The organism is Micromonospora sp. NBC_00330 (genome assembly GCF_036136635.1).
GTDB classification, from domain to species: domain Bacteria; phylum Actinomycetota; class Actinomycetes; order Mycobacteriales; family Micromonosporaceae; genus Micromonospora; species Micromonospora salmantinae.
The window spans coordinates 706,122-731,565 of the sequence record NZ_CP108012.1 but is presented as its reverse complement, the minus strand read 5'-3'; the positions used below and the strand labels follow the sequence as shown (position 1 = coordinate 731,565).

The window sequence follows — 25,444 nt, the reverse complement described above, 5'->3', positions numbered from 1 at the left end:
ACCCTACCCCGCCGACCCGACGGCGCGGCGCGGTCGTGGGTCATCCGACCCGTGACGCCGGGTTGCGCAGATAGCAAGACGGACGTACGGTTTTGTTGGAAGCGGAATCGGGCGGTAAGTGTCACCTAACCTCGGCGGCACCCCGACCGGTGCGACAGACTGCTCAGGACTACTCACGGTCGCTGGTGTGAAGGAGTACGACGTGGCGAGCCTCGACACCTTCGGTGCGAAGACCCAGCTACGCGTCGGAGACGCGAGCTACGAGATTTTCAAGATCGACAAGGTGGACGGCCACGCGCGGTTGCCGTACAGCCTGAAGATCCTGCTGGAGAACCTGCTGCGGACCGAGGACGGCGCGAACATCACCGCCGACCACATCCGCCAGCTCGGCGGGTGGGACTCCACCGCCGCCCCGAGCGTGGAGATCCAGTTCACCCCGGCGCGGGTCCTGATGCAGGACTTCACCGGCGTGCCCTGCGTGGTCGACCTGGCCACCATGCGCGAGGCCGTCCGTGACCTGGGCGGCGACGCCAGCAAGGTCAACCCCCTCGCCCCAGCCGAGCTGGTCATCGACCACTCGGTCATCGCCGACCTGTTCGGCCGCGAGGACGCGTTTGCGCGCAACGTCGAGCTGGAGTACGAGCGCAACAAGGAGCGCTACCAGTTCCTGCGCTGGGGTCAGACCGCGTTCAACGAGTTCAAGGTCGTCCCGCCGGGCACCGGCATCGTGCACCAGGTCAACATCGAGTACCTGGCCCGCACCATCATGGAGCGGGGCGGCCAGGCGTACCCGGACACCGTGGTCGGCACCGACTCGCACACCACCATGGTCAACGGCCTGGGCGTGCTGGGCTGGGGCGTCGGCGGCATCGAGGCCGAGGCCGCGATGCTCGGCCAGCCGGTCAGCATGCTGATCCCCCGGGTGGTGGGCTTCAAGCTCTCCGGTGAGATGCCGGCCGGCACCACCGCCACCGACCTGGTGCTGACCATCACCGAGAAGCTGCGCAAGCACGGTGTGGTCGGCAAGTTCGTCGAGTTCTACGGCCCCGGCGTGGGCGCCGTGCCGCTGGCCAACCGGGCCACCATCGGCAACATGTCCCCGGAGTACGGCTCCACCGTGGCGATCTTCCCGATCGACGCGGAGACGATCCGCTACCTGGAGCTGACCGGCCGCGACGCGGCGCAGGTCGCGCTCGTCGAGGCGTACGCCAAGGAGCAGGGCCTCTGGCACGACCCGGACGCCGAGCCGGACTACTCCGAGCGCCTGGAGCTGGACCTCGGCTCCATCGAGCCGTCGCTAGCCGGCCCGAAGCGCCCGCAGGACCGGGTGCCGCTGGGTGCTGCGAAGACGCTGTTCCGCTCCGCGTTGACCGACTACGTGGCCGACGACTCCGTCGGTGAGCGTGACCTCAAGCCGGGTGTCCCCCGCGAGGAGCTGCCGCGCGGCGCCAACGGCCCGGCCGACGAGGCCAGCGCCGAGTCCTTCCCGGCCAGCGACCCGCCGGCCAACGAGTTCAGCGACCCGGCCGACGAGCCGCGTGACCTGGAGACCGCTGCGGTGGGCGCGGGCGGCCGGGCCAGCAACCCGGTCCGGGTCACCGGCGCCGACGGCGTCGAGTACGAGCTGGACCACGGCGCCGTGGTGATCGCCGCGATCACCTCCTGCACCAACACGTCCAACCCGCAGGTGATGATCGGTGCCGCGCTGCTGGCCCGCAACGCCGTGGAGAAGGGCCTGACCCGCAAGCCATGGGTGAAGACCACCCTGGCGCCCGGGTCGAAGGTCGTCATGGACTACTACGAGCGGGCCGGCCTCACCCCGTACCTGGACAAGCTCGGCTTCAACCTGGTCGGCTACGGCTGCACCACCTGCATCGGCAACTCGGGCCCGCTGCCCGAGGAGGTGTCCGCCGCGGTCAACGAGCACGACCTGTCGGTGGTCTCGGTGCTCTCGGGCAACCGGAACTTCGAGGGCCGGATCAACCCGGACGTCAAGATGAACTACCTGGCGTCGCCGCCGCTGGTGGTCGCCTACGCCCTGGCCGGCACGATGGACATCGACCTGGCCAACGAGCCGATTGGTGAGGACTCCGAGGGCAACCCGGTCTACCTGCGCGAGATCTGGCCGAACAGCGCCGAGATCCAGGACGTCATCGCCCAGGCGATCGGCGCCACCGGTTTCAGCGCCGCGTACGCCGATGTCTTCGCCGGCGACGAGCGGTGGCAGTCGCTGCCGACCCCGACCGGCGACACGTTCGCCTGGGAGAACGACTCCACCTACGTGCGTAAGCCCCCGTACTTCGAGGGCATGCAGCAGGAGCCGAGCCCGGTCGTCGACATCTCCGCCGCCCGGGTGCTGGCCAAGCTGGGTGACTCGGTGACCACCGACCACATCTCGCCGGCCGGCGCGATCAAGGCGGACTCCCCGGCCGGCTCGTACCTGGCCGAGCACGGCGTGCCGCGCCACGAGTTCAACTCGTACGGTTCCCGCCGGGGTAACCACGAGGTGATGATCCGGGGCACCTTCGCCAACATCCGGCTGCGCAACCAGCTGGTCCCGGGGGTGGAGGGCGGCTTCACCGTCAACCACCTCACCGGCGAGAAGACCTCGATCTACGACGCCTCGGTGGCCTACCAGGAGGCCGGCATCCCGCTGGTCGTGCTGGCCGGCAAGGAGTACGGCTCGGGCTCGTCGCGGGACTGGGCGGCCAAGGGCACGATGCTGCTGGGCGTCCGGGCGGTCATCGCCGAGTCGTACGAGCGGATCCACCGCTCCAACCTGATCGGGATGGGCGTGCTGCCGCTCCAGTTCCCGGTGGACGTCACCGCCGAGTCGCTCGGCCTGACCGGCACCGAGACGTTCACCATCACCGGGGTGACCGCCCTGAACGACGGTGAGACCCCGCGCACCGTGCTGGTCAGCACCGACACCGGCGTGGAGTTCGACGCCGTGGTGCGGATCGACACCCCCGGTGAGGCGGACTACTACCGGCACGGCGGCATCCTGCAGTACGTGCTGCGCCGCATGATCGCCAACTGACGTACGGCTGGTCGAGGGCCGCTCCCGCTTCGGCGGGGGCGGCCTTCGCCGTTCATGCCGAGGAGGGCTTGCGGTCAGAGCGCCCGGAGTCGCTCGTCTATCGCCGCATCTACCTGCTGGACCTCGTAGCCACGTAACCGCCGTCGCAGGCTGACCGCCCGCAGCACGTCTCGCGCGGCAGCCCGTGACGCAGCGCTGTCAGTAGCCAGAGCCCCATCGACCTCGGCGAAGAGACTTTCGACCTGACGCATGTCGTAACCGCGCAGAGCAACCACGAACGACAACGGCGTGATGGCAGGTGGTCGTACCGCGCCGCTCCGGGGTGCCGGGAGCGCGAGTGCAGCCAGCCGTTGGGCTATCGCCGCATCCACGTCCCGGGGAGCGTAACCCCGTAACCGCCGCCGCAGGGTGGTCGCCCGAAGCGCGTCTCGCGCGGCAGCCCGTGACACAGCGCTGTCAGTAGCCAGAGCCCCATCGACCTCGGCGAAGAGGGTCTCGACCTGACCCATGTCATAACCGCGCAGAGTCACCACGAACGGCAACGGCATGTGGCCACCATATCGGTCGCCGGTAGCCCCGACCGGGGTGCGCGACTGGGGTGAACGCTCAGCGAAGCCGCAGCGCGACCGCGCGGGCCTCCTCGTCGGTGAGCGGCAGGAACCAGAGGAGACGGCGGACGATGGCGACCGGGTCGGGGCCGCCCGGCTGGCCGCGCAGGTCGCGGATCGCCCGGCGGGTGATCCGGGAGAACTCGGGGATGAGGGTCGCCCGGCGGGCAGCGTCCGTCGGGGTCGCTCGCAGCGCCGGGCAGGGCCAGTCCCGACCGCAGGCGTCGCACGTCCACAGCGGGCCGTCGGCGGTGTGCGCGACCGGCGGGCCGCACCGGGACCGCCAAGGTGATTCGGGTACGACGTTCCCCGCGCGACCGAGACCAGGGTACGGAGGGTGCCGTGGCCCGGTTGGGCCGGCGGCGACTGCGTCGAGGTGGCCGACAACCTCGCGGGCGTCATCGGCGTACGTGACGCGAAGGACCCGGCCGGCCCGGCGCTCGCCTTCGACAGGGCGGCCTGGACCCGGTTCGTGGCAATGGCCAAGTCGAGCGAGAAGATCGCGCCGATCTTGCAGTTTCGGTCGTCGACATGAGCGGGTATGCCCCTTGTGTCGGGACAGAAAATGCAAGATCGCGGGGCGGGGACAGACTCGGTCCGTCGATCATGGAGTTGTGGTGCCTGGTTTGGCAGTTCACGGGGGCTTTGTCGTCCAGCACAGGCGGCGGTGCCGGCCCAGATGACCGACGTACCGCTCCTGGTGGCGTGCGGCCGCTCCGCTACCGGTCGAGTTCGTCGGCCCGGTCGAGCAGCGCACGGCGCTCGGCGGTTGAGCCCACCGCTGCCGCCGCCTCCCGGAACAGCCCTGCCGCGCGTCTCCGGTCGCCCTGCCGAGCCACCAGATCGGCCTGCACCGCCACGGCGAGCGGATAGCCGTCCAGCCCGCCGTCGGCGCGCGCCGCGTCGAGCAGGTCCAACCCGGCGGCCGGTCCGTACGCGTAGCCGTGCGCGACCGCACGGTTGAGTGCGATCACCGGTGAGGGGCGGAGGTCGGCGAGCGCGTCGTAGGCCCGCGCGATCGTCGGCCAGTCGGTCTCGTCGGCCGAGGCGGCGGTGGCGTGGCAGGCGGCGATCCGGGCCTGCCACGCGTACGGTCCGTCGTGGCGTACCCGATCGAGGGCGGCCAGGCCCTCGGCGATGGCGGCACGGTCCCACCGGTCGCGGTCCTGCCGCTGCAGGGTGAGCAGGTTGCCGGCAGCGTCGCGGCGGGCGTCGGCACGGGAGTGTTGGAACAGCACCAGCGCGAGTAGCGCGGCGACCTCGGACTGGTCGGGCATCAGCCGGTCGAGCAGCCGGGCCAGCCGGACCGCCTCCTCGGCGAAGGCCGGCTCGCCGTCGGCGACGTAGCCCCGGGTGAACAGCAGGTACAGCACGGCGAGGACGCCGGGCAGCCGCTCGATCAGCGCCGGCCCACTCGGCACCCGGTACGGGATGCCGGCCTGGGCGATGCGGGTGCGCGCCCGGGTCAACCGGCGGGTCATCGTCGACTCGCTGACCAGCAGCAGGCGCGCGATGTCAGCGGTCGGTACGCCGCAGACGGTTCGCAGCGTCAACGCCACCCGGGCCTCGATCGCGAGCGCCGGATGGCAGCAGGTGAAGATGAGACGCAGCCGGTCGTCCACGACATCCTGCCCCATTTCGGGCTCGGGTTGCGCCTCGTCTGGCGTGAGCAACGCCAGGTCGTGCAGCTTGCGCCGCTCCACCGTGGCCCGGCGCAGCACGTCGATCGCCCGGTTGCGCGCCACAGTCATGAGCCAGCCGCCCGGGTTGGCCGGCACACCGTCGGTGGGCCAACGTTCCAGCGCGACGGTCAACGACTCCTGGGCGCAGTCCTCGGCCAACGCCCAGTCCCCGGTCACCCGGATCAGGGTCGCGACGATCCGGGGGTACGCCTCGACGCTGGCGCCCGCGACGGCCTCTGCCGCCGCCGCGTCGGCCGGTGCCGGGGTGCGCACCGGCCGGCGCTGCGAGGTGGACAACCTGGTCAGTCGGACAGGTCAGCGAACGGGCGCAGTTCCAGTCGCCCTTCGCGGGCCATCGGGTGGGTGCGGGCCACCTCGATCGCCTCGTCCAGGTCTGCGCAGTCGAGCAGGTCGAAGCCCACGATCACCTCGGCGGTCTCCGCGAACGGCCCTTCGGAGACGAGCAGCTCACCGTCGCGAACACGGACGGTGGTGGCCGCGCTGGTCGGCCCCAGCACGTTGCCACTCAGGCGGCGGCCACGGGAGTCGTTCTCCGCCACCCACTTGTGGATGTCGGGAAGCTCGGTGGGGTCGGTGTCCGGCGCGGTGTCGCTGCAAACGAACATCATGTACTTCATCTGGTCGCTCCCTGGTTTCTCGGGGTATCGCCAGCATGACGAACGGCCGGCAGCGTTCCGGACACCCTCCCCCGAAAAACTTCGGTCAGTCTCCGCTGGCGGCGCGGCGGCGGGCCTCGCGGGTCTTCATGGCGTGCTCCATCAGCGTGACGAGCACCTCCTTGCTCGACTCACGCTGCCGGGCGTCGCAGAGCAGCACCGGCACACCCGGGTCCAGGTTCAGCGCGGCCTGCACCTCGTCGAGCCGGTACTGCCGGGCGTCCTGGAAGCAGTTCACCGCCACCACGAAGGGCGTGCCCCGACCCTCGAAGTAGTCGATCGAGGGGAAGCAGTCGGCGAGCCGGCGGGTGTCGGCCAGCACCACAGCGCCGATCGCCCCCAACGCCAACTCGTCCCAGACGAACCAGAACCGGTCCTGCCCCGGCGTGCCGAACAGGTACAGCACCAGGTCGTCGCTGATGGTGATCCGGCCGAAGTCCATGGCCACGGTGGTGGTGGTCTTACCCTCCACCCCGGACAGGTCGTCGATGCCGACCCCCGTCTCCGTCAGCACCTCCTCGGTGCGCAACGGCCGGGTTTCGCTGACTGCGCCAACCATTGTCGTTTTGCCCACGCCGAAGCCGCCCGCGACCAGGATCTTGATCGCGGTGGGCAGTGGCGTCGCTCCCGCCGGCCGGTCAGAGTGCCCGTAGTCCATTGATTACCGCCTCGAAGATGCTGTTGTCGGGAAGACCGGCCGTGGTCTGCGGCTCGCGGACCTGCACCAGGCTGCGGGCCGCCAGATCACCGAGGAGCACCCGGATGGTGCCCACCGGCAGGTCGAGATGGGCGGCGATCTCGGCGACGGACTGTATGCGTTGGCACAGCCCGACGATCGCCAAATGCTCGGGACCGAGACCGACCTCGGGCGTGACCTCGGCTCGGGTCGCCGTGACCAGGGAGATCAGGTCGAATGTGCCGGTGACCGGGCGGGCCCGACCACGCGTCACCGCGTACGGACGCACCACCGGACCCGCGTGGTCATCCACCCACTGATGGTCTGCGGACTCCCCCTGGACCGTCATCGCCGCTACCTCTCGCCGACCTGCTGATCGGTGCCGCGCGACGGCGATGCGACGTACTTGCCGACGCGGGTGACCAGCATCGCCATCTCGTAGGCGATCAGGCCGACGTCGGCGTCCTCGCTGGCCAGTACCGCCAGGCAGGCGTTGCGGCCGGCCGCGGTGACGAACAGGAACGACGACTGCATCTCGATGATGGTCTGCTGCACCTGCCCACCACCGAAACGCTTGCCGGCGCCTCGGGCGAGGCTCTGGATGCCGGCCGCCATCGCTGCGAGGTGCTCGCCGTCGTCCCGGCTCAACCCCTGGGAGGAGGCCATCAAGAGGCCGTCGGTGGAGAGCGCGACCGCGTGTTCGGCCTGCTTCACCCGGCCCACCAGGTCATCCAGCAACCACGTCAGGTCGGCGCTCGAAGCCGTCTTCTGGGTCACTTCGTCGTCCTCTTCTCGCCCGGCTGTGCGCCGTTGTTCGTCTGGGGCTCGACCGTCACACCGCGCGGAAACCCGCGTCGGCGGTGCTCGGTCAGGTCGCTTGTGGATCCTCGTCGGTCGGCTCGGACGGCGTCGCCGCCGGGGCGCCGGAGGCGCCGCCGAGCAGCCGAGCCGCGTCGGTCCGCCCACGCCGGGTGCCGGTCTGGTAGGAGCTCATCATCCGGCGAACCTGCTCCGGTGGGCGCACCACATCCTCGTCGTCGGTTTCGGACACCGCCGGGTCGTCTCGCAACTCGGGAACGATGTTCGCCTGTCGGACCCGGACGGGCAGACCGGAGTCGGTCCGCTCCGCCTCGGCGCGGGCGGGTGCCGGGCCACCGTCGCCGGCCAGGGCCTGCGCTGCGTCGGGGGTCTCCGGGCGGGTGCTGTCGACGGCGGGCAGGCCGGTGGGCACGGTCGGGGCTTCCAGGGCTGGTTGAGTGCGCCGGGCGCGGGTGGGCAGGTCGGGGGTGCCGGTTGCCGGGGTGGTCCGCTGTCGGGTGGGGAGGACGGTGTCCGCCTCGGTCTCCTCCCCCGTCGTCGGCGCGGTGGTGTCGGTCGCCGTCGGCGCCGCCGAGGTCACCGCCACCTCCGACGCGGTGGTCGTCGGTGCGGCGAGCGCGACCGGTGCGAGGGACGCCGGACGGCCGCTGTCCGTGGCGGGCGCCGGCGGCATCGGGATGGCCGAGCCGGTCCGGAACGAGCCGGAGTCCTCCGGCGAGCCGCCGGCCTCGGTGACCAGCTCCAGCGGGATCAGCACGACAGCTGTGGTGCCGCCGTACGCGGACTCCTTGAGCCGTACCCGCACGCCGTGCCGTTCGGTCAGCCGGCTCACCACGTAGAGCCCGAGTCGGGCGGCGTTGGCGAGGTTCAGCTCGGACTGGTCGACGATCCGGTGGTTCGCCGCGGCCAGGTCCTCCTCGCTCATGCCGAGGCCCCGGTCCTCGATCTCGATGGCGAACCCGTTGGAGACCAGTTGACCGCGGACCTCGACTGTCGTGTGTGGCGGGGAGAACGACAGGCCGTTCTCGATCAGCTCGGCAAGCAGGTGGATGACGTCGCCGACCGCGCGGCCGGCGAGCGAGACCGGCCCGAGCGGCAGCACGTTGACCCGGGTGTAGTCCTCGACCTCGGCCACGGCGCCACGCACCACGTCGACCATCGGGACGTTGCGCCGCCAGGCCCGACCAGGGGTGGAGCCGGAGAGCACGATCAGGTTTTCCGCGTTGCGCCGCATCCGGGTGGCCAGGTGGTCGACCCGGAACAGGTCCTCCAGCTCCTCCGCGTCGTGCTCGCGACGCTCCATCGCGTCGAGCAGGGTGAGCTGGCGGTGGACCAGTGCCTGTGTGCGTCGGGCCAAGCTCAGGAAGACCTCGCGGACATTGCGACGCAGGTCTGCCTGCTCGACGGCGGTGCGCAGGGCGGTCTCCTGGACCGCGTTGAACGCCTTGCCGACCTGGCCGATCTCGTCGGTGCCGAACTCCAACGGGGGCGCCTCGGTGGCCACGTCGACCTCCTCGCCCCGGCCGAGCCGCTCGACCACGCGGGGCAGCCGCTCGTCGGCGAGCTGCCAGGCGGCCTGCCGCAGCCGTTCGAGCTGGCGCAGGAGGGTCCGGGCCGTGGTGATGGAGACGACGACCGAGGCGATGACGGCGAGCAGGCCGAGGCCGGTGGCGAGCACCAGCCGGACGACGACCATCACGGCGACGCCGGTGGCCCGGTCCACGATGCCCTCGCCGCCGGTGGTCACCGTGTCGTTCACCTCGGCCAGCGCCGGCTCGACGGTGCCCCGCCACTGCTCGGCGCCGACCGGCAGTTGGGTCGACGGCCGGCCCTCCCGGAGGATGCTGTCCTGCACGGCGCGCAGTCGGCTGAACGCCTCACCCTCGACGAGCTGCTGGTAACGGCGCTGGTCGGCGTCGGCGAGGCGGACCCGGACCTCCTCGCCGAGGAACCGCTCCGAGGCGACCAGGCTGGTGTAACGGACGTACTCCGGCCCACTCATCCGGCCGTTGCCGAAGAGGCCGCTGAGCAGCGCGTCCTCCTGGGAGATCAGCTCCTTCATCCGGTTGAGCTGGATCAGGGCCCTGGCCTCGCCGGCGATCTGCTTGTCGTCCAGGCTGCCCGTCACGTCGTAGATCTGGAAGATCGACTCGATCGCGTCGGTGTACGACTCAGCGGCGGCGATCCGGTCGATCTTGCGGTCCAGCACCTCCGCGCGGGTCCGCTCCAGGGTGTTGACCTGGGCGATCGTCATACCGAGCTGCGTGTCCAGTGCGGAGCTGCCGGCGACCTCGACCTGCCAGTTGCGCACCGAGTCGGCGAAGTCGGCGGCCAGCTCGGTGGTCTTGCGGTGTTCGGCCTCGAGAGCCGTCCGCTGCGCCGCCTCGGGATTGCTCAGGTACGACTGGGTCAACCGCCGCTCCACCTGGAGCTCCTGCAACAGCGGCTCGCTCGGTGTGTAGACCTTGCTGTTGATCAGCTGGACGCCGAGCAGGTTGAAGCCGTCGCGCAGGGTCACCCACGCCGCGAACATCCAGAGCGCGACCAGGGAGAGCAGCAGGGCGACAACCTTGGTGCGGATACTCGTACCGCGAGAACGCATTGAACCGTCCCAGGCCGGGCGTTGACTCAGCTCATCAACGAATGATCAGAGGGGGCGACGTCCCACCACAGCGGGGCATCCGGGGCTGAGGCTCTGCGTACGCTAGCAGTGTCCACACAACCCCTCAAGTTGCTGTTTTTGTTGACCGGTAACCGCAATCCACCACCGATCGGTCCACGCCGGAAGCACGGATGCTGGCCAGTCGACAGGCGGCGAGCACCGCGGCGCTAACGATGACTGTCGGACAGTACAGCTCCTTGCCGTACCACAGTGGAGGGTGCTCCCCGGCGGCGGATTCGTGCAGGTAGGCGTGTCCACGCGCCACGGCGTCGTCGACCCGCGGCACCGTCGTCGGCACCGTCAGCAGCACCTGGAGGGCGTACGCGGTCTCCTCGGCGGTGCCGTCCCACCGCCCCCACGAACCGTCCGGGCGCTGACTGTTCAACACCCAGCCGGCCGCCCGATCCACCGCCTCGGCGGCGGCCGCACCCCGCCCGAACTCGGCCAGTGCCAGCACACAGCAGGCGGTGGCGTAGTACGGCGAGGCGTGCCACCGGTCCTGCCAGGCGCCGTCCGCGCGCTGGTGCCCGGTCAGCACCGCACTCAGTCGGTCGACCGCCCGGTGATAGCGCTCCCCCGCGTCCGGGTGCCGGGTCAGGCGCTGACCGAAGGCGTCCAGCACGTGGGCGTTGGTGGTGACCGAGAAGCCGTCCTCCCCCGGCCAGGTGCAGAAACCGTCAGCCGTCTCGTACGCCCACAGGCTGGCCGGGTCCGCCGGACGGCCGAGCCGGGCCAACGCGACGAGGCTCACCGCTGTGGTGTCGGCGTCGGTCGGCAGGCCGTCGCCGGTGGCGATTCCCTGGCCGGCGGTGGCAGCGGTCAGGCTCTCCAGGACGGAGGCCGGTGGGTTGATCGTGATCCCGGCCCGGTGCAGGCCGCTCAGCACCCAGGCCCGCTCGAAGACGGTGATCGGCGCCGGGCAGGGCACCGGGCCGCCTCCGTCCTGGATCAACGCCCGCAGGAAGGCGTGCGCGGTGGGGCCGGCGGCCGGGCCGGCCGCTGTCAGCCAGGCCGCGGTCGCGGCGGGTGACGCGCCGACCGCTGTGAGCGTGGGGCCGGCGTCGGTGGGTACCGCGTCCAGGATCTCGTAGAAGTGGGCCAGCTTCGGTGGCAGCGTCATTCCGGCGGCCACCGCGGACCGCACCGCGCGCAGCCGGTCCCGGGTGAGCCCGGTGGGCAGCGGCAACGGCGGGCGGGGCAGTCGGGCGGCGGTGGCCCGCTCCAGCCCGGCGAGCCGGTCGTTGATCGTGTCGACCAGCGCCGGGACGATGAGGTCCAGCGCGGGGGTGTCCGGCAGAGTCCGGGCGTCGTTGGGGAGCAGCGTCCCGACGAGCGCGCCGAGCCCGCGGGCCACCGGAGCGAGCAGCTCCGTCCCGGCCCTGCCGTCGGCCAGTGCCGCGAGCAGCGCGTCGGTGGCGCTCAGCGTCGGTACCAGGGCGTACCCCTCGGGTGGGCCCCACGCCCCGTCCGGGCGCTGACTGCGCAGCAGGAACGCGATCCGCTGGTGGTGCCCGGTCAGCCAGGGAGCGACGGCGACCAGCCGCCCGGTCTCGTACACCGACGCGGCGACCTGCCCCCACGGCCGCAGGCCAAGGCCGGCGATCAACTCGCGGGCGGCGTCGGCGACCGGGGCGGTGGTGGCGACCGCGGCGGCGCTGGTCGCGGCGTCGGCGAGCACCCGGGTGGCGCAGTCACTCATCGCGCTCCCCCCAGAAGTCCGACAGTTGGTAGAAGCCGCCGGTGAAGGAGATCTGGCGGTTGAGGTAGTCCGCCTGGCGGGGGCACCGCTCGGCGAGGGCGGCCAGGTCCCCCCGGGACCGGGCGGTCAGCTCGGCCAGCCGGTCGTGCACCTGCGCCGGGTCGTCCACCAGCGAGAGGGCGTTCAGGTCACCCCACTCGGCGTCGCGCTTCTGCGTGGCGAGGTCGTTGACCAGCCGCAGCACCCGCTGCACGCCACGTCCGGCGTCCAGCAGGTCGGTCAACTGGGCGAGGGTCTTCTCGTCACCCGTGGCTATCCAGTGGGTGACGTTGACGAAGGAGCTGCCGGAGTTGTCGGCGTTCTCCAGGTAGCGGTCCAGGTCCGGCAGGCGTCGCCCGGTGGTCGGGTCGGTCGGCAGGTTCTTCCAGTCCCACTCCCGAGCCCCGGCGGCGAGCATCCGGGCCAGCTCGTCGCGCCAGATCGGACGCAACCGGGCGAACGCGGGCACGGTGGCCAGTTCGTCGCGCAGGTCGGCCAGCAGCCGGGCCAGGTGTCGCCCCGGTGGGGGCGCCGCGCCGTCGGCCACCGCCAGGCAGTCGTTCACCACCTGCCGGACGTCGTCCACGGACCGGGCGAGGTAGTCGACCTGCCAGTCGGCGGCGAAGACCCAGAGCACGGTACGGGTGGTGATCCGCAGTTCGGCGGCGGTGTGCCAGGGTGCGATGAAGGCGACCACTGTGGCCACCGAGCTGAGCAGCGCCGGGTCGAACGGCGCGGCGTCGAACAGCTCAGGGTGGGCGGCGGTGACGTCCTGGAGGTCGCGTACGCCGCGCACGGCGAGCGCGCACACCCGGCCCTGCTCGGCGACCGCGTCCTGACCGGCCCGAGCCGGAGGCGGGGTCTCCATCACGATGCGGCCGGACGCTCGACCGGGGTGAGGATGACCTCGGCGCGCTGCTTGGGTTGCAGCGAGGCGCCCATCCGAGGCGTGAGGTCGGCCGGTTCGCGCAACCGGAAGCGGTAGCGGCTCAGCACGGTGCTGACGATGAGCTGCGCCTCCAGCAGGAACAGGTACTGCCCGAGGCACTGGTGCGGGCCCCCGCCGAACGGGAAGTAGGAGTAGCGGTAGCGCCGCCGGGGCAACTCCGGCGCGAACCGCTCCGGGTCGAAGAGCGCCGGGTCGGTCCAGAACGTCGACATCCGCTGGGTGACGTACGGGCTGACCAGCACGGTGCCCCCGGCCTTGATCCGCACCCCGCCCAGCACGTCGTCAGCGACAGCGGTGCGCGGGATCATCCAGCCGGCCGGGTAGAGCCGCAGCATCTCGTCGAGCACCATCCGGCCGTAGCGCAGTTGGGGCAGGTGTTCGCGGCCGACCCGTTCGGCGCCGACCACCCGTTCGATCTCGTCGGTCATCAGCTCGGCCACGTCGGGCCGGGACGCCAGGACCGGCCAGAGCCAGGAGAGCAGGGCGATGGTGGTCTCGGTGGCGGTGGAGAACATCGCGACCACGTCGCCGCGGATCGCGTACTCGTCGGGTTCGCTGCCGTCGGCGCGTGGCCGGCAGAGCGTGGAGATGATGTCGTCGCCGTCGGTGGGATGGGCCCGGGCATCCCGGATGATGGGCAGCACCACCTCGTCGATGGCGCGCACCGCGTCGCGGAAGCGCCGGTCGCCGGGGATCGGCACCGCGTACGGCACGGCGGGCATCAGCAGCCGGGGAAGCATCGCTGTGGTGAGGGTGTTCAGCGCGGCGCTGATCCGTAGGGCATCGGGGACCGAGATCCGGTCGGCGAAGAGCACCCGCATGGTCGTGCGAAGGACGATCCGGGTCAGCTCGGCGCCGCCGTCGATCGGGCGACCCGCGAGGGCCGGTTCGAGCCACTCGTCGACCGCCTCGTTGATCGCCTCGGCCATCTTGTCGACGAGCGTCTCGGCCCGCTTGGCGGTGAACAACGGTTGCAGCGCGCCCCGGCTGGACTCCCAGATCTCACCCTCGGCGACCAGGATGGCGTCACCGACGATTCGGCGCACGGGTCGCCAGAGCAACCCGTCGCCGTCCCGGGTGTAGTTGGCAACGTTGTCCCGCAGAACGCGTTGCAGGTGCTCAGGATGGCTGACCAGATAGGGCCGGAACGAGCCGAGGTTGAGCCGGACGACGTCGCCGTCGGCGTCCTGCGCGAAGTCGACAAGCGCGCCCAGTGGATCGCGAACCAGTGCCGGCAGAGCGCGTCGTAACGGGATCGTCCGGGGCTCGGTGCTGACGGTGACGGGGCGCGCCTCGGACACCTGTGCCATCGAACCACGTCTCCTCGTCGTCCCGGCGACCGCAGCGGTCCACTTCGGTCGCGCAGGTTGATGAAACTTTCACCTTCTGGGCCGCCGGAAGCATCTCACCAAACGAGGGGCACCTCCAGACTTGCGGACGGCGCAATTTCCATCTAGGCGCACGCACACTCGTCGATGTTTAACTCTTCTTGAATCCTGAATGGATACTCAGGAACGACACCACGCCCGGTGCGCCGACCACCCAGGCGCCATGGGCGAATCGGCCGCGTGCCGCCGACCTGGCTGCGGCATCGGCACCGGATTGGCGGCCTCGGGCTGGCCGGTGCGGGCCGGTGACCCAGGACGCACCGGTACCCCCGAATCCGGGCGACGCCCGGCACCCTGTGCCAGGCTCTGTGACATGGACGACAAGACCATCCTGAACCGGATCTCCGAACTGGTCGACGAGGAACACAAGCTGCGTGCCGACGCCCAGGCCCACGAGTCGGGCACCGAGGGCGACGCCAGCGAGCGACTGCGCGCCCTGGAGGAGTCCCTCGACCAGTGCTGGGACCTGCTGCGCCGCCGACGGGCCGCCCGGGAGACCCACGGCGACCCGGACGCCCAGGGCGAACGCCCCAAGCCCGAGGTGGAGCGCTACCTGCAATAGCCGACATGGCGGGTCGGGCGGTGTGGCCGCCCGACCCGCTCCGATCAGCGCAGGCCCGCCTCGTGCAGCAGCTCTCCGGTCAACAGGCCGGGGTCCACCTGCTCGGCGGGGAGGCCCCGGGCCGCGAACCAGGCGCCGACCACCCGCACATCGCGGGCCAGGAACTCCGGCCCCTGTGGGTTCGCCACCACGTCGACCACCTGCGGCAGGTCGATCACGACCAGCCGACCCTGGTGCACGAGCAGGTTGTACGGCGACAGGTCGCCATGCGCGTAACCGGCCCGCGCCAGCACCCGCAGCGCCTCCACCAGTTGGGCCCACAGGTCACGCAGCTCGGTCGGGTCGGGCCGCAGCTGGGCCAGCCGGGGTGCCGCCTCCCCCGACTCGGCGTCACCGACGAACTCCAGCATCAGCTCGGTGCCCCGCACCTGCACCGGGTACGGCACGGCGATCCGGTCGTGCCCGGCGCCGATCTCCCAGAGCCGGCTGAGCGCGGCGAACTCGGCCGCCGCCCACTGCCCGGCGATCATCTGCCGGCCGAAGGCCGTCCGGCCGGCCATCGCCCGGTTCTCCCGGGACCGACGCACCCGACGGCCCTCCAGGTAGCCGGCATCGCGGTGGAACAACCGGTGCTCGGGATCGCGGTAGCGTTTCACAGCGAGCAGGCAGGACCGGTCGGTGTCCGGCACGGCCCGACGGACCAGGTGGACGTCCGCCTCCTTGCCGGTCTTCAGCACACCCAGCTCGGTGTCCTTGGCGGCCAACTCGGTGACCAGCCAGGCGGGGTGCGGCTGTGGCCCGTGCACGGCGTCGTCCCAGGACGACCAGCGCTCGCCGGTGTCCGGGTCGGGCTCGCTGTCCGGGTCTGCGAGCGGCTCGGTGGGCCGCCCGCGCTTCAGAAACTGCGGTTCGTCGTCGTCGAAGCGGCTCTTGCCGCGGCGGCGCTCGAGCGCCGGAAGGTCATGATTGCGCACTGTGGTGAAATTCCCTTGGTCGAGGCTGAGATAGGCAGCTGGAAGCGACCTGCAAAGACGGCCATGACCGACCCCCTGTCCTCGACCGGGCACACACCCGGGTTGCACCATGCGCGGACAATGCTCGTACCACCACGTCCGCCGGTCAACCGAATTACCGAGCCGCCACCCGAACGGCCGCTCCGACGCCGAATCGCCAGTGCGGAAACCCTCAGCGGGCCAGGACGGTGGCGACCGCGGCGATCAACCCGTCCACCGTGCGGCTCGGCGCGAACCGGACGTCCGACCAGGTACGCCCCCGGTGCAGCCAGACGCTGGGCAGCCCGACGGCGGCGGCGCCACCGATGTCCGCCTCCGGGCTGTCACCGATCACCCACGCCCCCCGCAGCGGCATCCGGACCCGCTGGGCGGCGAGCGCGAAGATTCTCGGGTTGGGTTTGCTGACGCCAGCCTCCTCGGAGATCACCCAGTCCGCGACGTACTGGTCCAGCCCGGTCTGGCGAATCTTGGCGTCCTCGACGCGTACGGTGCCGTTGCAGACCACCACCGGCACCCAGCCGGCGTCGTCGGCGATCCGCAGCGCGCAGGCGGTCAGCGGGTCGAGCCGGGTCTGCGCCACCACCCCGTCGTGCAGCTCCTCGACCAGGTCGATCGAGGGAATGCGCAGCTCGTAACGGTCCCGGATGGCGTCGGCGAGGTCCCAGCGGTCGGTCAGACCGTCGGCGTCGATCGAGATCAGCCAGTCGATGTCGGTGTGGGGCGCGCCGATGCTGTCCAGGAAGCGCTCACCCCAGCGGCGGAACGGCCCGGCCCGATCCAGCAGGGTGTTGTCCAGGTCCAGCAGGAGCAGTGGCACTCGGGCACCCTACGGGACCGACGTGTCCGCCAACAGGTGCGGCGGGTATCGAGCTGACGAAGGGCTCAGCCAGGCATCGACAGCCGCGGGCCGCCCTGGTCCGACAGCCGATCGACGAGCATCGAGTGGGCCGTCCGGGTGGCCGCGAGCACGACGGGATCCAGCGCCGCCACGAGCACCGCCGTGCCGTCGTCCGCCCCGCGGGCCAGCACCCGCCCCTCGGGGTCGTAGATGGCCGCACCGCCGTTGAACCGCCACGGGTCGACACCGCCGACCGCGTTGGCGAAGACCACGAACATCGTGTTGTCCAGGGCACGTGCGGCGTAGTAGAGATCCCGGCGGTGCTCGGAGCCGGCCAGGTATCCGCTGGGGCACAGGTAGGCGTGTGCGCCGTCGAGGGCGGCGGCCCGGCCGTGCTCGGGGAAACAGCCGTCGTAGCAGATGCCCAGCCCGAGCCGCCAGTCGTCGACGAGCAGCGTGGCACCCCGATCGCCGGGGGTGAACAACTCCCGTTCGTCGCCCCACAACTGCTGCTTGTCGTACCCGACCCGCACCTCGCCGCTGCGGTCCACCACCAGCGCCGCGATGGTCCGCCGGCCGTCCGGGTGCCGGACGGCCGCGCCGACCAGCGCGGTGACGCCGGCCTCGCGCGCCGCGACGCGCAGCGGGTCGAGCCGGGGATCCGCGACCATCCCGGCCGGATCGGCCGCGACGTCGGTGCCGGCCGGGTCGGCGGTGAGAACCGGCGGGTGGTACGCGCAGAGGAACAGCTCCGGCAGGACGGCCACCCGGGCACCCCGCTCGCCGGCTCGCCGGACCAGGTCGGCGGCGATGACAGCGTTGCCGGCGACGTCGCCCGGGGTGGGGGTGGCCTGGACGGTGGCCACTGTCAGCGGGGAGCTGGGCACGGTGCGGGGCTGGGTCACCGGGAGATGGTAATCGGCGTCGTCCCAAGCCGTACGTACGGTTTGCATGCCCCGGGGTGACCTGCAACGATCGACGTGTGCCCAGAGTAAGCCAGGACCAGCTCGACGCTCGCCGGCAGGAGATCCTCGCCGCGGCCCGGGCGTGTTTCGCCCGGCTCGGCTACGAGGGGGCGACAGTACGCCGCCTCGAGGAGGCCACCGGCCTGTCCCGTGGCGCGATCTTCCACCACTTCCGCGACAAGGACTCGCTCTTCCTCGCCGTCGCCGAGGACGACGCCGCGGCCATGGTCGAGACGGTGGCCCGCAACGGCCTGGTGCAGGTGATGCGCGATCTGCTCGCCCGCGCCGTCTCACCGGACACCACCGGCTGGCTGGGCAGCCAACTGGAGGTCTCCCGGCGGCTGCGCACCGACCCGGCGTTCGCCCGACGGTGGGCGGAGCGGTCCGCCGCGATCGCGGAGGCGACCCGGGACCGGCTGGCCCGCCAGCGCGACGCCGGGGTGCTGCGCGAGGACGTACCGATCGACGTGCTGGCCCAGTTCCTGGAGCTGGCCTACGACGGCCTGGTGCTGCACCTGGCCATGGGCCGACCGGCCGGTGACCTGGGCCCTGTGCTCGACCTCGTCGAGGAGGCGGTCCGCCGCCACTGACCGCGCGCACACCGGTCGGAGGCCCGTGGCGAGGCTGCTCCACAATGAGGCCGCCGATCCCTCCGGTGACAGGAGCAGTCGATGATCGTCCACGCCGCGTCCGGCGACACCTGGGGCATCTCCGGCCCCACCTTCCTCCGGTACTACATCGCGGCGGCCATCCTGGTGGTGGCGACAGCGGCGTACTACCGGATCCGCCTGCTGACCGCCCCGGCGCACCCCACAGTCGACCCACTCGGTGCACAGCAGGTCGCGTACCTCAACGGCGGCCCTCAGCTCGCTGTGCACGCATCGCTGGGCGGGCTGCGCGGCAGCGGCGCGGTCGGCGTACGACCGGACCGTCGGCTGACCACCGGCGGCGCCCCGCCGGCCGGGCTCACCCCACTGGATCAGGCCATCCACTGGGCAGCCCACCAGCACTCCCGGGTCCGGGACCTGCCGCAGGACGAGCGCGTACGCACCGCGCTGGACCAGATCCGCAACGGCCTGGAGCAGCGCGGGCTGCTGACGAACGACACGCAACGCGCCCGCGCCCGCCTCTGGGGCCAGTTTTTGTGGGCCCTGCTGGGCCTCGGCGTGCTCCGGTTGTTCTCCGGCCTGTTCAGCGGTCGCCCGGTGGGTTACCTGCTGCTCACCCTGGCGGCCCTCCTGTGCGCGGCCCTGCTGCTGCGTCGGGCACCCGTCCGCACCCGGGCCGGTCGTGCCGCCCTTCGTTCCGTCCGCAGCGAGCACACCCACCTCGCGCCGGCCTCGGCGCCCGCCTACGCCACCTACGGGGCGGCCGGCGCGGCGATGGGCGTGGCCCTGTACGGCACCGCCTCGCTCTGGGCTCTCGACCCGGGCTTCGCGGAGCAGGCCGAGATTCAGCGCCAGGCCCTCTCCGGCAACGGCGGCTGGACGGGCGGGTCCGACGGATCGTCCGGTGGCGGAGGCGACAGCTCCGGTGGGGACGGCGGCAGCTCCTGCGGCGGTGGAGGCGGCGGGTGCGGGGGCGGCGGCGGGTGCGGCGGATGACCGGCCCGTCCGGGGTCGGCATCGGCTGGCGTCCGGAGATCGCCGGCTTCGTGGCCGAGCTGCCCGGCCTGCGCTTCGTCGAGGTGGTGGCCGAGGGGGTGCCCGCCTCCGGACCACTCCCGCCCGGCCTGACCCAGCTACGGGACCGCGCGGTGACAGTCGTACCGCACGGGGTGCGGCTCTCCCTCGGCGGCGCCGAGCCGGTCGACAGGGCCCGGGTCGCCCACCTGGCCGCGGTGGCGCAACGCCTGGACGCCCCGCTGGTCAGCGAGCACATCGCGTTCGTCCGGGCCGGCGGCCTGGAGGCGGGCCATCTGCTGCCGCTGCCGCGCAGCCGGGAGGCCGTCGACGCGGTCTGCGCCAACGTGGCGCGGGCACAGGCCGAGCTTCCGGTGCCGATCGCGCTGGAGCCGATCGCCGCGCTTGTCGACTGGCCCGACGACGAGTTGACCGAGGCGGACTTCCTCACCGAGATCCTCGACCGGACCGGGGCACTGCTGCTGCTGGACGTCGCGAACGTGCACGCCAACGCCCGCAACCGGGGCGCCGACCCGCTGGCGTTGCTGGACCGCCTGCCGCTGGAGCGGGTCGCGTACGCCCACGTGGCCGGCGGCGCCGAACACGGCGGGTTCTACCACGACACCCACACCGACCCGGTGCCGACAGCGGTGTTGGAGCTGGTCGACGCGCTCTGCGCCCGACGGCGACCGCCGGCACTGCTGCTGGAGCGCGACGGCCACTACCCGCCGGCCGCCGACCTCCGCGCCGAACTGGACGCCCTGGCCTCCGCCGCGGGCTTCCCGGCCGTGACATGACGGGCGCACCCGACGACGAATCCGCGCCCACGCCCCGCGCCGGGCTCGCCGAACGGCAGGCCGAACTGGTCGCGGCGCTGGTCGCCGGTGGGCCACCCCCGCCGGGGTTCGCGCCGGGACCGCTGGCCGCCACCCGCGCCGCCCTGCTGCGTAAGCGGGCCGGTGAGGTGGCCCGGCACTGGCCACTGCTCGCCGCCGGCCTCGGTGCCAGGTGGTCGACCACCTTCGCCGAGTGGGCCGCCCGCCGACCCACCGCCGGATCGCTGCGCGACGGTTGGGACCTGGCCCGGGCGCTACACGCCCAGCACGCGCTTCCGCCGGCCGCCGCCGAGGAGTTGGCCGTCCGGGAGGCACGCCTGCGCTACGACGGGCTTCGGGCGCCGCGTTCGCGCCGGGCGCCTTCGGTGGGCCGCGCCGGCGGCGCCGTCGCGGTGCAGATCGCCGGCCGGGTACGCCTGCTGCGCCCCGCCCCACGGGTATCCACCCAGGCTGGCGACGGGGTACCGGATGCGGCAGGATCGAAGTTATGGATCTCGGACTGACCGACCGCGTGTACGTCCTCACCGGCGCCTCCCGCGGTCTGGGCTACGCGACCGCACAGAGCCTGGTCGCCGACGGTGCGCGGGTGGTGCTCTCGGCCCGCGACCCGGACGCGGTGGCCGCCGCCGCGCAGCAGCTCGGTGGCCCGGAGCACGCCATCGGACTGACCGCGGACCTGACCGACCCGGAGACCCCGGGGCAGCTCGTCGCCGCCGCCCAGGAACACTTCGGCCGGCTCGACGGCGCGCTGATCTCGGTCGGTGGGCCACCGCCAGGCAACGCCGCAGCGGTCACCGACGAGCAGTGGCGGCTCTCCTTCGAGACCGTCTTCCTGGGCACCATCCGCGCCGTACGCACTGTCGCGAACGCCCTGCCCGAGGGCGGCGCGATCGGGCTGGTGCTCTCCACCTCGGCGCGTGGCCCGGTGCCCGGTCTCGGCATCTCCAACGGTCTGCGGCCCGGCCTGGTCGGGGCCGCCAAGGACATCGCCGACGACTACGGCCCGCGTGGGGTCCGGGTGGTCGGCCTGTTGCCCGGCCGGATCATGACCGATCGCAACCGGGAGCTGTTCGGAGCGACCGGCGACCCGGAGCGGGCCCGCGCCGAGGCGGAGGCCGGCATCCCGCTGCGCCGCGTCGGCGATCCCGCCGAGTTCGGCCGGGTGGCCGCGTTCGTGCTCTCCCCCGCCGCGAGCTACCTCACCGGCATCACAGTGCCGGTCGACGGCGGCGCGCTGCGCGGCCTGTGACCCCCGACGGGGCCGGACCTGCTCATGCCGTGACGCCGCCCGAGGAGTCTCTGTCCGACCACCCGGCCGTTGATCGACTCGGGTTCCAGGAAACCGGGCGGTCGCAGGGACCAGGACACCCCGACTTCCAGGAACCCGAGTCGATCACCCGGACGGACCTGGCCGCCTCGACGACCCGGCCCACCCGGACGGACCTGGCGGCCCGGACGACCCGGCCCACCCGGGCGGAGCTGGCGGCGGCTGCGGACCGGACCATGCCCGACGTGCTCGCGCCGGGGCTGGCGGTGCTCTTCGTCGGCATCAACCCGGGCCTGTGGTCGGCGGCGACGGGCTGGCACTTCGCCCGACCCGGCAACCGGTTCTGGCCCGCCCTGCACCGGGGCGGGTTCACCCCCCGACTGCTGCACCCCAGCGAACAGGACGAACTGCCAGCGCTCGGGCTCGGCATCACCAACATGGCCGCCCGGGCCAGCGCCCGCGCGGACGAGCTGAGCACCGAGGAACTCCTCGACGGCGCGGCGATCCTGACCGACAAGGTGGCCCGGTACCGGCCGCGCTGGGTGGCAGTGGTGGGGGTGACCGCGTACCGGATCGGTTTTCAGCGGCCGAAGGCCACCTTCGGGCCGCAGCCGGAGTCGCTGGCCAGCGCCCGACTGTGGGTGCTGCCCAACCCCAGCGGCCTGAACGCGCACTTCACCCCGGTCACCCTGGGCCTGGCCTTCGCCGAGTTGCGGGCGGCGACCGAGCTACCGGACCGTCGGCCCGCCGGACCAACCGACCGTTGATCGACTCGGTTTCACGGAAACCGGGCGGTCAATGCGGCCAGGACACCCCGACTTCCAGGAACCCGAGGTGATCAGCGCGGCGCGGACGTCAGTTGGCGGCGGCTGGCGGCAGCACCTCGTCGGCGCGGTAGGTGCCCAGCGGCATGACCACCGGCTCGGGACCGGTCGCGTCGACGAACGGGGTGGGCGAGTCGGCGACCGCGAACTGGGTCCGGTACAGCTCGGCGTAGAGCCCACCGACCGCTACCAACTCCTCGTGCCGACCCCGCTCGACGATCCGACCCCCGTCCAGGACCAGGATCTGGTCGGCGTCGCGCACTGTGGAGAGCCGGTGTGCGATCACCAGGGCGGTACGCCCGGCCAGCGCCACCGACAGCGCGCGCTGCACCGCCGCCTCGCTCTCCGAATCCAGGTGTGCTGTCGCCTCGTCGAGGATCACGATCGACGGGGCCTTGAGCAGCAGTCGCGCAATCGCGATGCGCTGCTTCTCGCCGCCGGAGAACCGGTAGCCCCGCTCCCCCACAGTGGTGTCCAGACCGTCGGGCAGCGCCCGGACCAGATCGGCCACCTGCGCACCGGCCAGTGCGGCCCAGATCTCGTCGTCGGTGGCGTCCGGCTTGGCGTAGCGAAGATTCTCGGCGATCGTCTCGTGGAACAGGTGCGAATCCTGAGTGACCACACCGATCTCGTCGCGCAGGGAGGCGAGCGTCGCGTCGCGCACGTCCACCCCGCCGACGAGCACCTGCCCGTCGCTGACGTCGTAGATCCGGGAGATGAGCATCGACAGTGTCGACTTGCCCGCTCCGGACGGGCCGACCAGCGCCACCATCTGCCCCGGCTCGACGCTGAACGAGACCCCCTTGAGCACCGGTTCGTTGACGGTCCGGTCGAGCGTGGCGACCTCCTCCAGGGAGGCGAGGGAGATCTCGGCGGCGCTCGGGTAGCGGAAACGCACGTCGCGGAAGTCGACCCGACCGGCGCCAAGGGGCACCGGCACCGCGTCGGGCTTCTCCACGATGCCCGGCTTGAGGTCGAGCACCTCGAAGACCCGGTCGAAGGAGACCAGCGCGCTCATCACGTCCACCCGCACGTTGGAGAGCGCGGTGAGCGGCCCGTACAGGCGGGTGAGCAGCAGCGCGAGCGTCACCACGGTGCCGGCGCTGACGCCGCCGGTCACCGCGAGCCAGCCGCCGAGACCGTAGGTCAGCGCCTGCGCCAGTGAGGCGACCAACAGCATCGCCACGAAGAATGTGCGGGAATACATGGCGGACTGGATGCCGATGTCGCGGACCCGCTCCGCCCGGTCGCCGAACCGGCGGGCCTCGATCTCGGGCTGGCCGAAGAGCTTCACCAGCAGCGCGCCGGCCACCCCGAACCGCTCGGTCATTGTCGCGTTCATCTTGGCGTCGAGGTTGTACGCCTCGCGGGTGATGTCCGCCAGCCGTCGACCGACCCGGCGGGCCGGAATGATGAAGATCGGCAGCAGCACCAGTGACAGCGCGGTGATCTGCCAGGAGAGGGTGAACATCACCGCCGCGGTGAGCACCAGCTGGATGACGTTGCTGACCACACCGGACAGGGTGGAGGTGAACGCCCGCTGGGCGCCGAGCACGTCGTTGTTGAGCCTGCTGACCAGGGCGCCGGTCTGGGTGCGGGTGAAGAACTGCAACGGCATCCGCTGCACGTGGTCGTAGACCCGGGTGCGCAGGGTGAAGATGATGCCCTCGCCGATGCGGGCGGAATACCACCGTTGGGCCAGCGACAGCAGCGCGTCGGCGACCGCCAGCCCGGCGATGAACAGGGCCAGCCGCACCACGAGCCGCCCGGCCTCGGTGCCACCCCGGTTGATCGCGTTGATCACGTCACCGGCGAGCACCGGAGTGGCCACGCCGATGATGGCGGCCAACACCACGGTGGCCAGGAAGACGATGATGTCGCGCCGGTAGGGGTGGGCGAAGGCGACGATGCGGCGGGCCACGCCGCGCTTGAGCCGGTGGGTGGAGACCTCGTCGCGGTTGCGCATCGACCGGAGCATGCTCCACCCGGCCATGCCACCGCCGGACATCGGGTTGGACATCGCTCACCTCCGGGTTGCCGGGCAGACCGCACCGTCAGGTCAATTCTCCCGACGAGTGTGACAACCTCGGTCGTAACCCGGATCTTCCCGTGCGGTCCTTACTATTCTCCAGTGCCGGCGAGGTCACGCAGCCGACGGGTCTGCGCCTCCCGCTCAGCGCGCTGCTGGTCGGCGTGCGACCGCCCGGCGGCACCGGCGAGCAACGCCTTGATCTCCACCACCGCGTCACGGGCCCCGGAGAGCAGGCCGGCGGTCAGGTCCCGCACCGCGCCGTCCAGCTCGGCCGGGGGCACGACAAGGGTGGCCAGCCCGATCCGGTCCGCCTCGGCGGCGTCCAACCGGCGGCCTGTCGCACAGATCTCCAACGTCCGCGAATAGCCGACCAACTCGACGAGGCGTTTCGTGCCGGCCAGGTCGGGCACCAGACCGAGGGTCACCTCGGCCATCGACAGCTTCGCGTCCGCGGACAGCACTCGCAGATCACAGGCGAGCGCGAGCTGGAAGCCGGCACCGATCGCGTGGCCCTGCACAGCCGCGACAGAGACGACATCCGGCCGGTGCAGCCAGGTGAAACCGGCCTGGAACTCCGCGATGCGCTCGGCGCACTCCTGCTCGGGCAGCGTGGCCAGCTCAGCGAACGACCCCGGGCCGGAGGCGCCCGCCACCGCGAGATCGAGGCCGGCCGAGAACGCGCGACCCTCGCCGCGGACCACCACCACCCGCACGTCGCCGGGCAGGTCGCGGGAGAAGTCGCTCATCGCCTGCCACATCGCGGGCGTCTGGGCATTGAGCACGTCGGGCCGGCACAACGTCACCGTGGCGACCGGCCCGTCGCAGGTCAGCCGAACCCCGGTCGCCTCGGCGGTCACCGGACGTCCCGGGGCGCGGCGCTGGTGCACGACGCTGAGGGGCGGGTCACGCCTTCTTGCGGCGTCGGGCGCCACCGCGCTGACGCAGCTGCACGCCGGACTCGGTGAGCACTCGGTGGATGAACCCGTAGGAACGGCCGGTCGAGGCCGCCAACGCGCGGATGCTCTCCCCCGAGGTGTACCGCTTTACCAGGTCCTTGGCGAGCGTCTGACGCTCGGCTCCGACGATCCGGCGACCCTTCTCAGTGCTGGTGGCTGTGCCAGTGGCTGCCATGCTGTGTCCTCACGTCCCAGACTGTGCGGTTCGGATACGGTCCCACCTATTAGACCGCCTCGGACGATCATGCGCCAGATATCAACTCTTCGCCAACCGACACGCTATGCAATGT

At 71.9% G+C, this 25,444-nt stretch carries 25 protein-coding genes; 9 read left to right on the top strand and 16 right to left on the bottom strand.

Features of this window, described 5'->3' with window-relative positions:
* Positions 1–187 precede the first annotated feature (187 nt).
* The gene (locus tag OG598_RS03405) at positions 188–3,040 is read left to right on the top strand and encodes an aconitate hydratase (RefSeq protein WP_328652974.1); all 2,853 of its coding nucleotides are present in this window, start codon (positions 188–190) and stop codon (positions 3,038–3,040) included.
* Positions 3,041–3,114: 74 nt separating this feature from the next.
* Here the strand turns inward: OG598_RS03405 and OG598_RS03400 are convergent, their stop codons facing one another.
* A complete protein-coding gene (locus tag OG598_RS03400; protein WP_328652973.1) occupies positions 3,115–3,588 on the bottom strand; it encodes a hypothetical protein in 474 nt (157 codons plus the stop codon).
* A gap of 397 nt (positions 3,589–3,985) precedes the next feature.
* Between OG598_RS03400 and OG598_RS03395 the strand changes: the two genes are divergently transcribed.
* Positions 3,986–4,183 carry a DUF397 domain-containing protein gene (locus OG598_RS03395; RefSeq protein WP_328652972.1) on the top strand — a complete coding sequence of 66 codons (198 nt, stop codon included), beginning with the start codon at positions 3,986–3,988 and terminating at the stop codon, positions 4,181–4,183.
* A gap of 184 nt (positions 4,184–4,367) precedes the next feature.
* On the opposite strand, the gene OG598_RS03390 is transcribed toward OG598_RS03395, so the two are convergent.
* From OG598_RS03390 to OG598_RS03350, 9 genes are all read right to left on the bottom strand, one after another.
* Positions 4,368–5,627 (bottom strand): RNA polymerase sigma factor, encoded by a 1,260-nt coding sequence (locus OG598_RS03390; RefSeq protein WP_328652971.1) that lies wholly within the window; start codon positions 5,625–5,627, stop codon positions 4,368–4,370.
* Between the two features lie 5 nt (positions 5,628–5,632).
* Complete coding sequence (locus OG598_RS03385; protein WP_442931491.1) at positions 5,633–5,959, bottom strand: YciI family protein; 327 nt, start codon at positions 5,957–5,959, stop codon at positions 5,633–5,635.
* Positions 5,960–6,053: 94 nt separating this feature from the next.
* Positions 6,054–6,665, bottom strand: a complete 612-nt coding sequence (locus tag OG598_RS03380) for a GTP-binding protein (RefSeq protein WP_030491535.1) — start codon at positions 6,663–6,665, stop codon at positions 6,054–6,056.
* Entirely contained in the window at positions 6,646–7,032 is a 387-nt protein-coding gene (locus OG598_RS03375) for a DUF742 domain-containing protein (RefSeq protein WP_030337267.1), read from the bottom strand. The genes OG598_RS03380 and OG598_RS03375 overlap by 20 nt, the downstream gene beginning before the upstream one ends.
* Positions 7,033–7,037: 5 nt before the next feature.
* The gene (locus OG598_RS03370; protein WP_091403761.1) at positions 7,038–7,460 is read right to left on the bottom strand and encodes a roadblock/LC7 domain-containing protein; all 423 of its coding nucleotides are present in this window, start codon (positions 7,458–7,460) and stop codon (positions 7,038–7,040) included.
* A gap of 91 nt (positions 7,461–7,551) precedes the next feature.
* A complete protein-coding gene (locus tag OG598_RS03365; RefSeq protein ID WP_328652969.1) occupies positions 7,552–10,104 on the bottom strand; it encodes a sensor histidine kinase in 2,553 nt (850 codons plus the stop codon).
* 124 nt (positions 10,105–10,228) lie between these two features.
* Positions 10,229–11,863, bottom strand: coding sequence for a prenyltransferase/squalene oxidase repeat-containing protein (locus tag OG598_RS03360; RefSeq protein ID WP_328652968.1), 1,635 nt, complete (start codon positions 11,861–11,863; stop codon positions 10,229–10,231).
* Positions 11,856–12,770, bottom strand: a complete 915-nt coding sequence (locus tag OG598_RS03355) for a terpene synthase family protein (RefSeq protein WP_328652967.1) — start codon at positions 12,768–12,770, stop codon at positions 11,856–11,858. Before OG598_RS03355 ends, OG598_RS03360 begins: the two co-directional genes overlap by 8 nt.
* Positions 12,770–14,107, bottom strand: a complete 1,338-nt coding sequence (locus OG598_RS03350) for a cytochrome P450 (protein WP_328655260.1) — start codon at positions 14,105–14,107, stop codon at positions 12,770–12,772. The genes OG598_RS03355 and OG598_RS03350 overlap by 1 nt, the downstream gene beginning before the upstream one ends.
* 445 nt (positions 14,108–14,552) lie before the next feature.
* Here OG598_RS03350 and OG598_RS03345 point away from each other — a divergent pair, with 445 nt between their 5' ends.
* Positions 14,553–14,801: a DUF2630 family protein gene (locus OG598_RS03345; RefSeq protein WP_124821979.1), complete on the top strand. Its 249-nt coding sequence runs from the start codon at positions 14,553–14,555 to the stop codon at positions 14,799–14,801.
* 44 nt (positions 14,802–14,845) lie between these two features.
* Here the strand turns inward: OG598_RS03345 and OG598_RS03340 are convergent, their stop codons facing one another.
* From OG598_RS03340 to OG598_RS03330, 3 genes are all read right to left on the bottom strand, one after another.
* A complete protein-coding gene (locus OG598_RS03340) occupies positions 14,846–15,775 on the bottom strand; it encodes a serine protein kinase RIO (protein ID WP_328652966.1) in 930 nt (309 codons plus the stop codon).
* A 211-nt stretch (positions 15,776–15,986) separates the two neighbouring features.
* Complete coding sequence (locus tag OG598_RS03335) at positions 15,987–16,631, bottom strand: HAD family hydrolase (protein WP_091403736.1); 645 nt, start codon at positions 16,629–16,631, stop codon at positions 15,987–15,989.
* Positions 16,632–16,696: 65 nt separating this feature from the next.
* On the bottom strand, positions 16,697–17,557 hold the full coding sequence (locus OG598_RS03330) for a carbon-nitrogen hydrolase family protein (protein WP_328652965.1): 861 nt from the start codon (positions 17,555–17,557) through the stop codon (positions 16,697–16,699).
* Positions 17,558–17,634: 77 nt separating this feature from the next.
* Here OG598_RS03330 and OG598_RS03325 point away from each other — a divergent pair, with 77 nt between their 5' ends.
* The 6 genes from OG598_RS03325 (at position 17,635) to mug (ending at position 22,109) form a co-directional block, all read left to right on the top strand.
* On the top strand, positions 17,635–18,207 hold the full coding sequence (locus tag OG598_RS03325; protein ID WP_091403732.1) for a TetR/AcrR family transcriptional regulator: 573 nt from the start codon (positions 17,635–17,637) through the stop codon (positions 18,205–18,207).
* A gap of 81 nt (positions 18,208–18,288) precedes the next feature.
* The gene (locus tag OG598_RS03320; protein WP_328652964.1) at positions 18,289–19,221 is read left to right on the top strand and encodes a TIGR04222 domain-containing membrane protein; all 933 of its coding nucleotides are present in this window, start codon (positions 18,289–18,291) and stop codon (positions 19,219–19,221) included.
* Positions 19,218–20,036 (top strand): DUF692 domain-containing protein, encoded by an 819-nt coding sequence (locus OG598_RS03315; protein ID WP_328652963.1) that lies wholly within the window; start codon positions 19,218–19,220, stop codon positions 20,034–20,036. Before OG598_RS03320 ends, OG598_RS03315 begins: the two co-directional genes overlap by 4 nt.
* A complete protein-coding gene (locus OG598_RS03310; protein WP_328652962.1) occupies positions 20,033–20,578 on the top strand; it encodes a hypothetical protein in 546 nt (181 codons plus the stop codon). The genes OG598_RS03315 and OG598_RS03310 overlap by 4 nt, the downstream gene beginning before the upstream one ends.
* Entirely contained in the window at positions 20,563–21,324 is a 762-nt protein-coding gene (locus tag OG598_RS03305; RefSeq protein ID WP_328652961.1) for an SDR family oxidoreductase, read from the top strand. Before OG598_RS03310 ends, OG598_RS03305 begins: the two co-directional genes overlap by 16 nt.
* 158 nt (positions 21,325–21,482) lie before the next feature.
* Positions 21,483–22,109, top strand: a complete 627-nt coding sequence (mug, locus tag OG598_RS03300; RefSeq protein ID WP_328655259.1) for a G/U mismatch-specific DNA glycosylase — start codon at positions 21,483–21,485, stop codon at positions 22,107–22,109.
* A gap of 88 nt (positions 22,110–22,197) precedes the next feature.
* On the opposite strand, the gene OG598_RS03295 is transcribed toward mug, so the two are convergent.
* The 3 genes from OG598_RS03295 to OG598_RS03285 all read right to left on the bottom strand — a co-directional run bounded on the left by OG598_RS03295 (position 22,198) and on the right by OG598_RS03285 (position 25,329).
* Positions 22,198–24,174, bottom strand: a complete 1,977-nt coding sequence (locus tag OG598_RS03295) for an ABC transporter ATP-binding protein (RefSeq protein WP_328655258.1) — start codon at positions 24,172–24,174, stop codon at positions 22,198–22,200.
* Positions 24,175–24,287: 113 nt separating this feature from the next.
* A complete protein-coding gene (locus OG598_RS03290; protein ID WP_328652960.1) occupies positions 24,288–25,055 on the bottom strand; it encodes an enoyl-CoA hydratase/isomerase family protein in 768 nt (255 codons plus the stop codon).
* Between the two features lie 46 nt (positions 25,056–25,101).
* A complete protein-coding gene (locus OG598_RS03285) occupies positions 25,102–25,329 on the bottom strand; it encodes a helix-turn-helix domain-containing protein (RefSeq protein ID WP_007462679.1) in 228 nt (75 codons plus the stop codon).
* Positions 25,330–25,444: the final 115 nt, after the last annotated feature.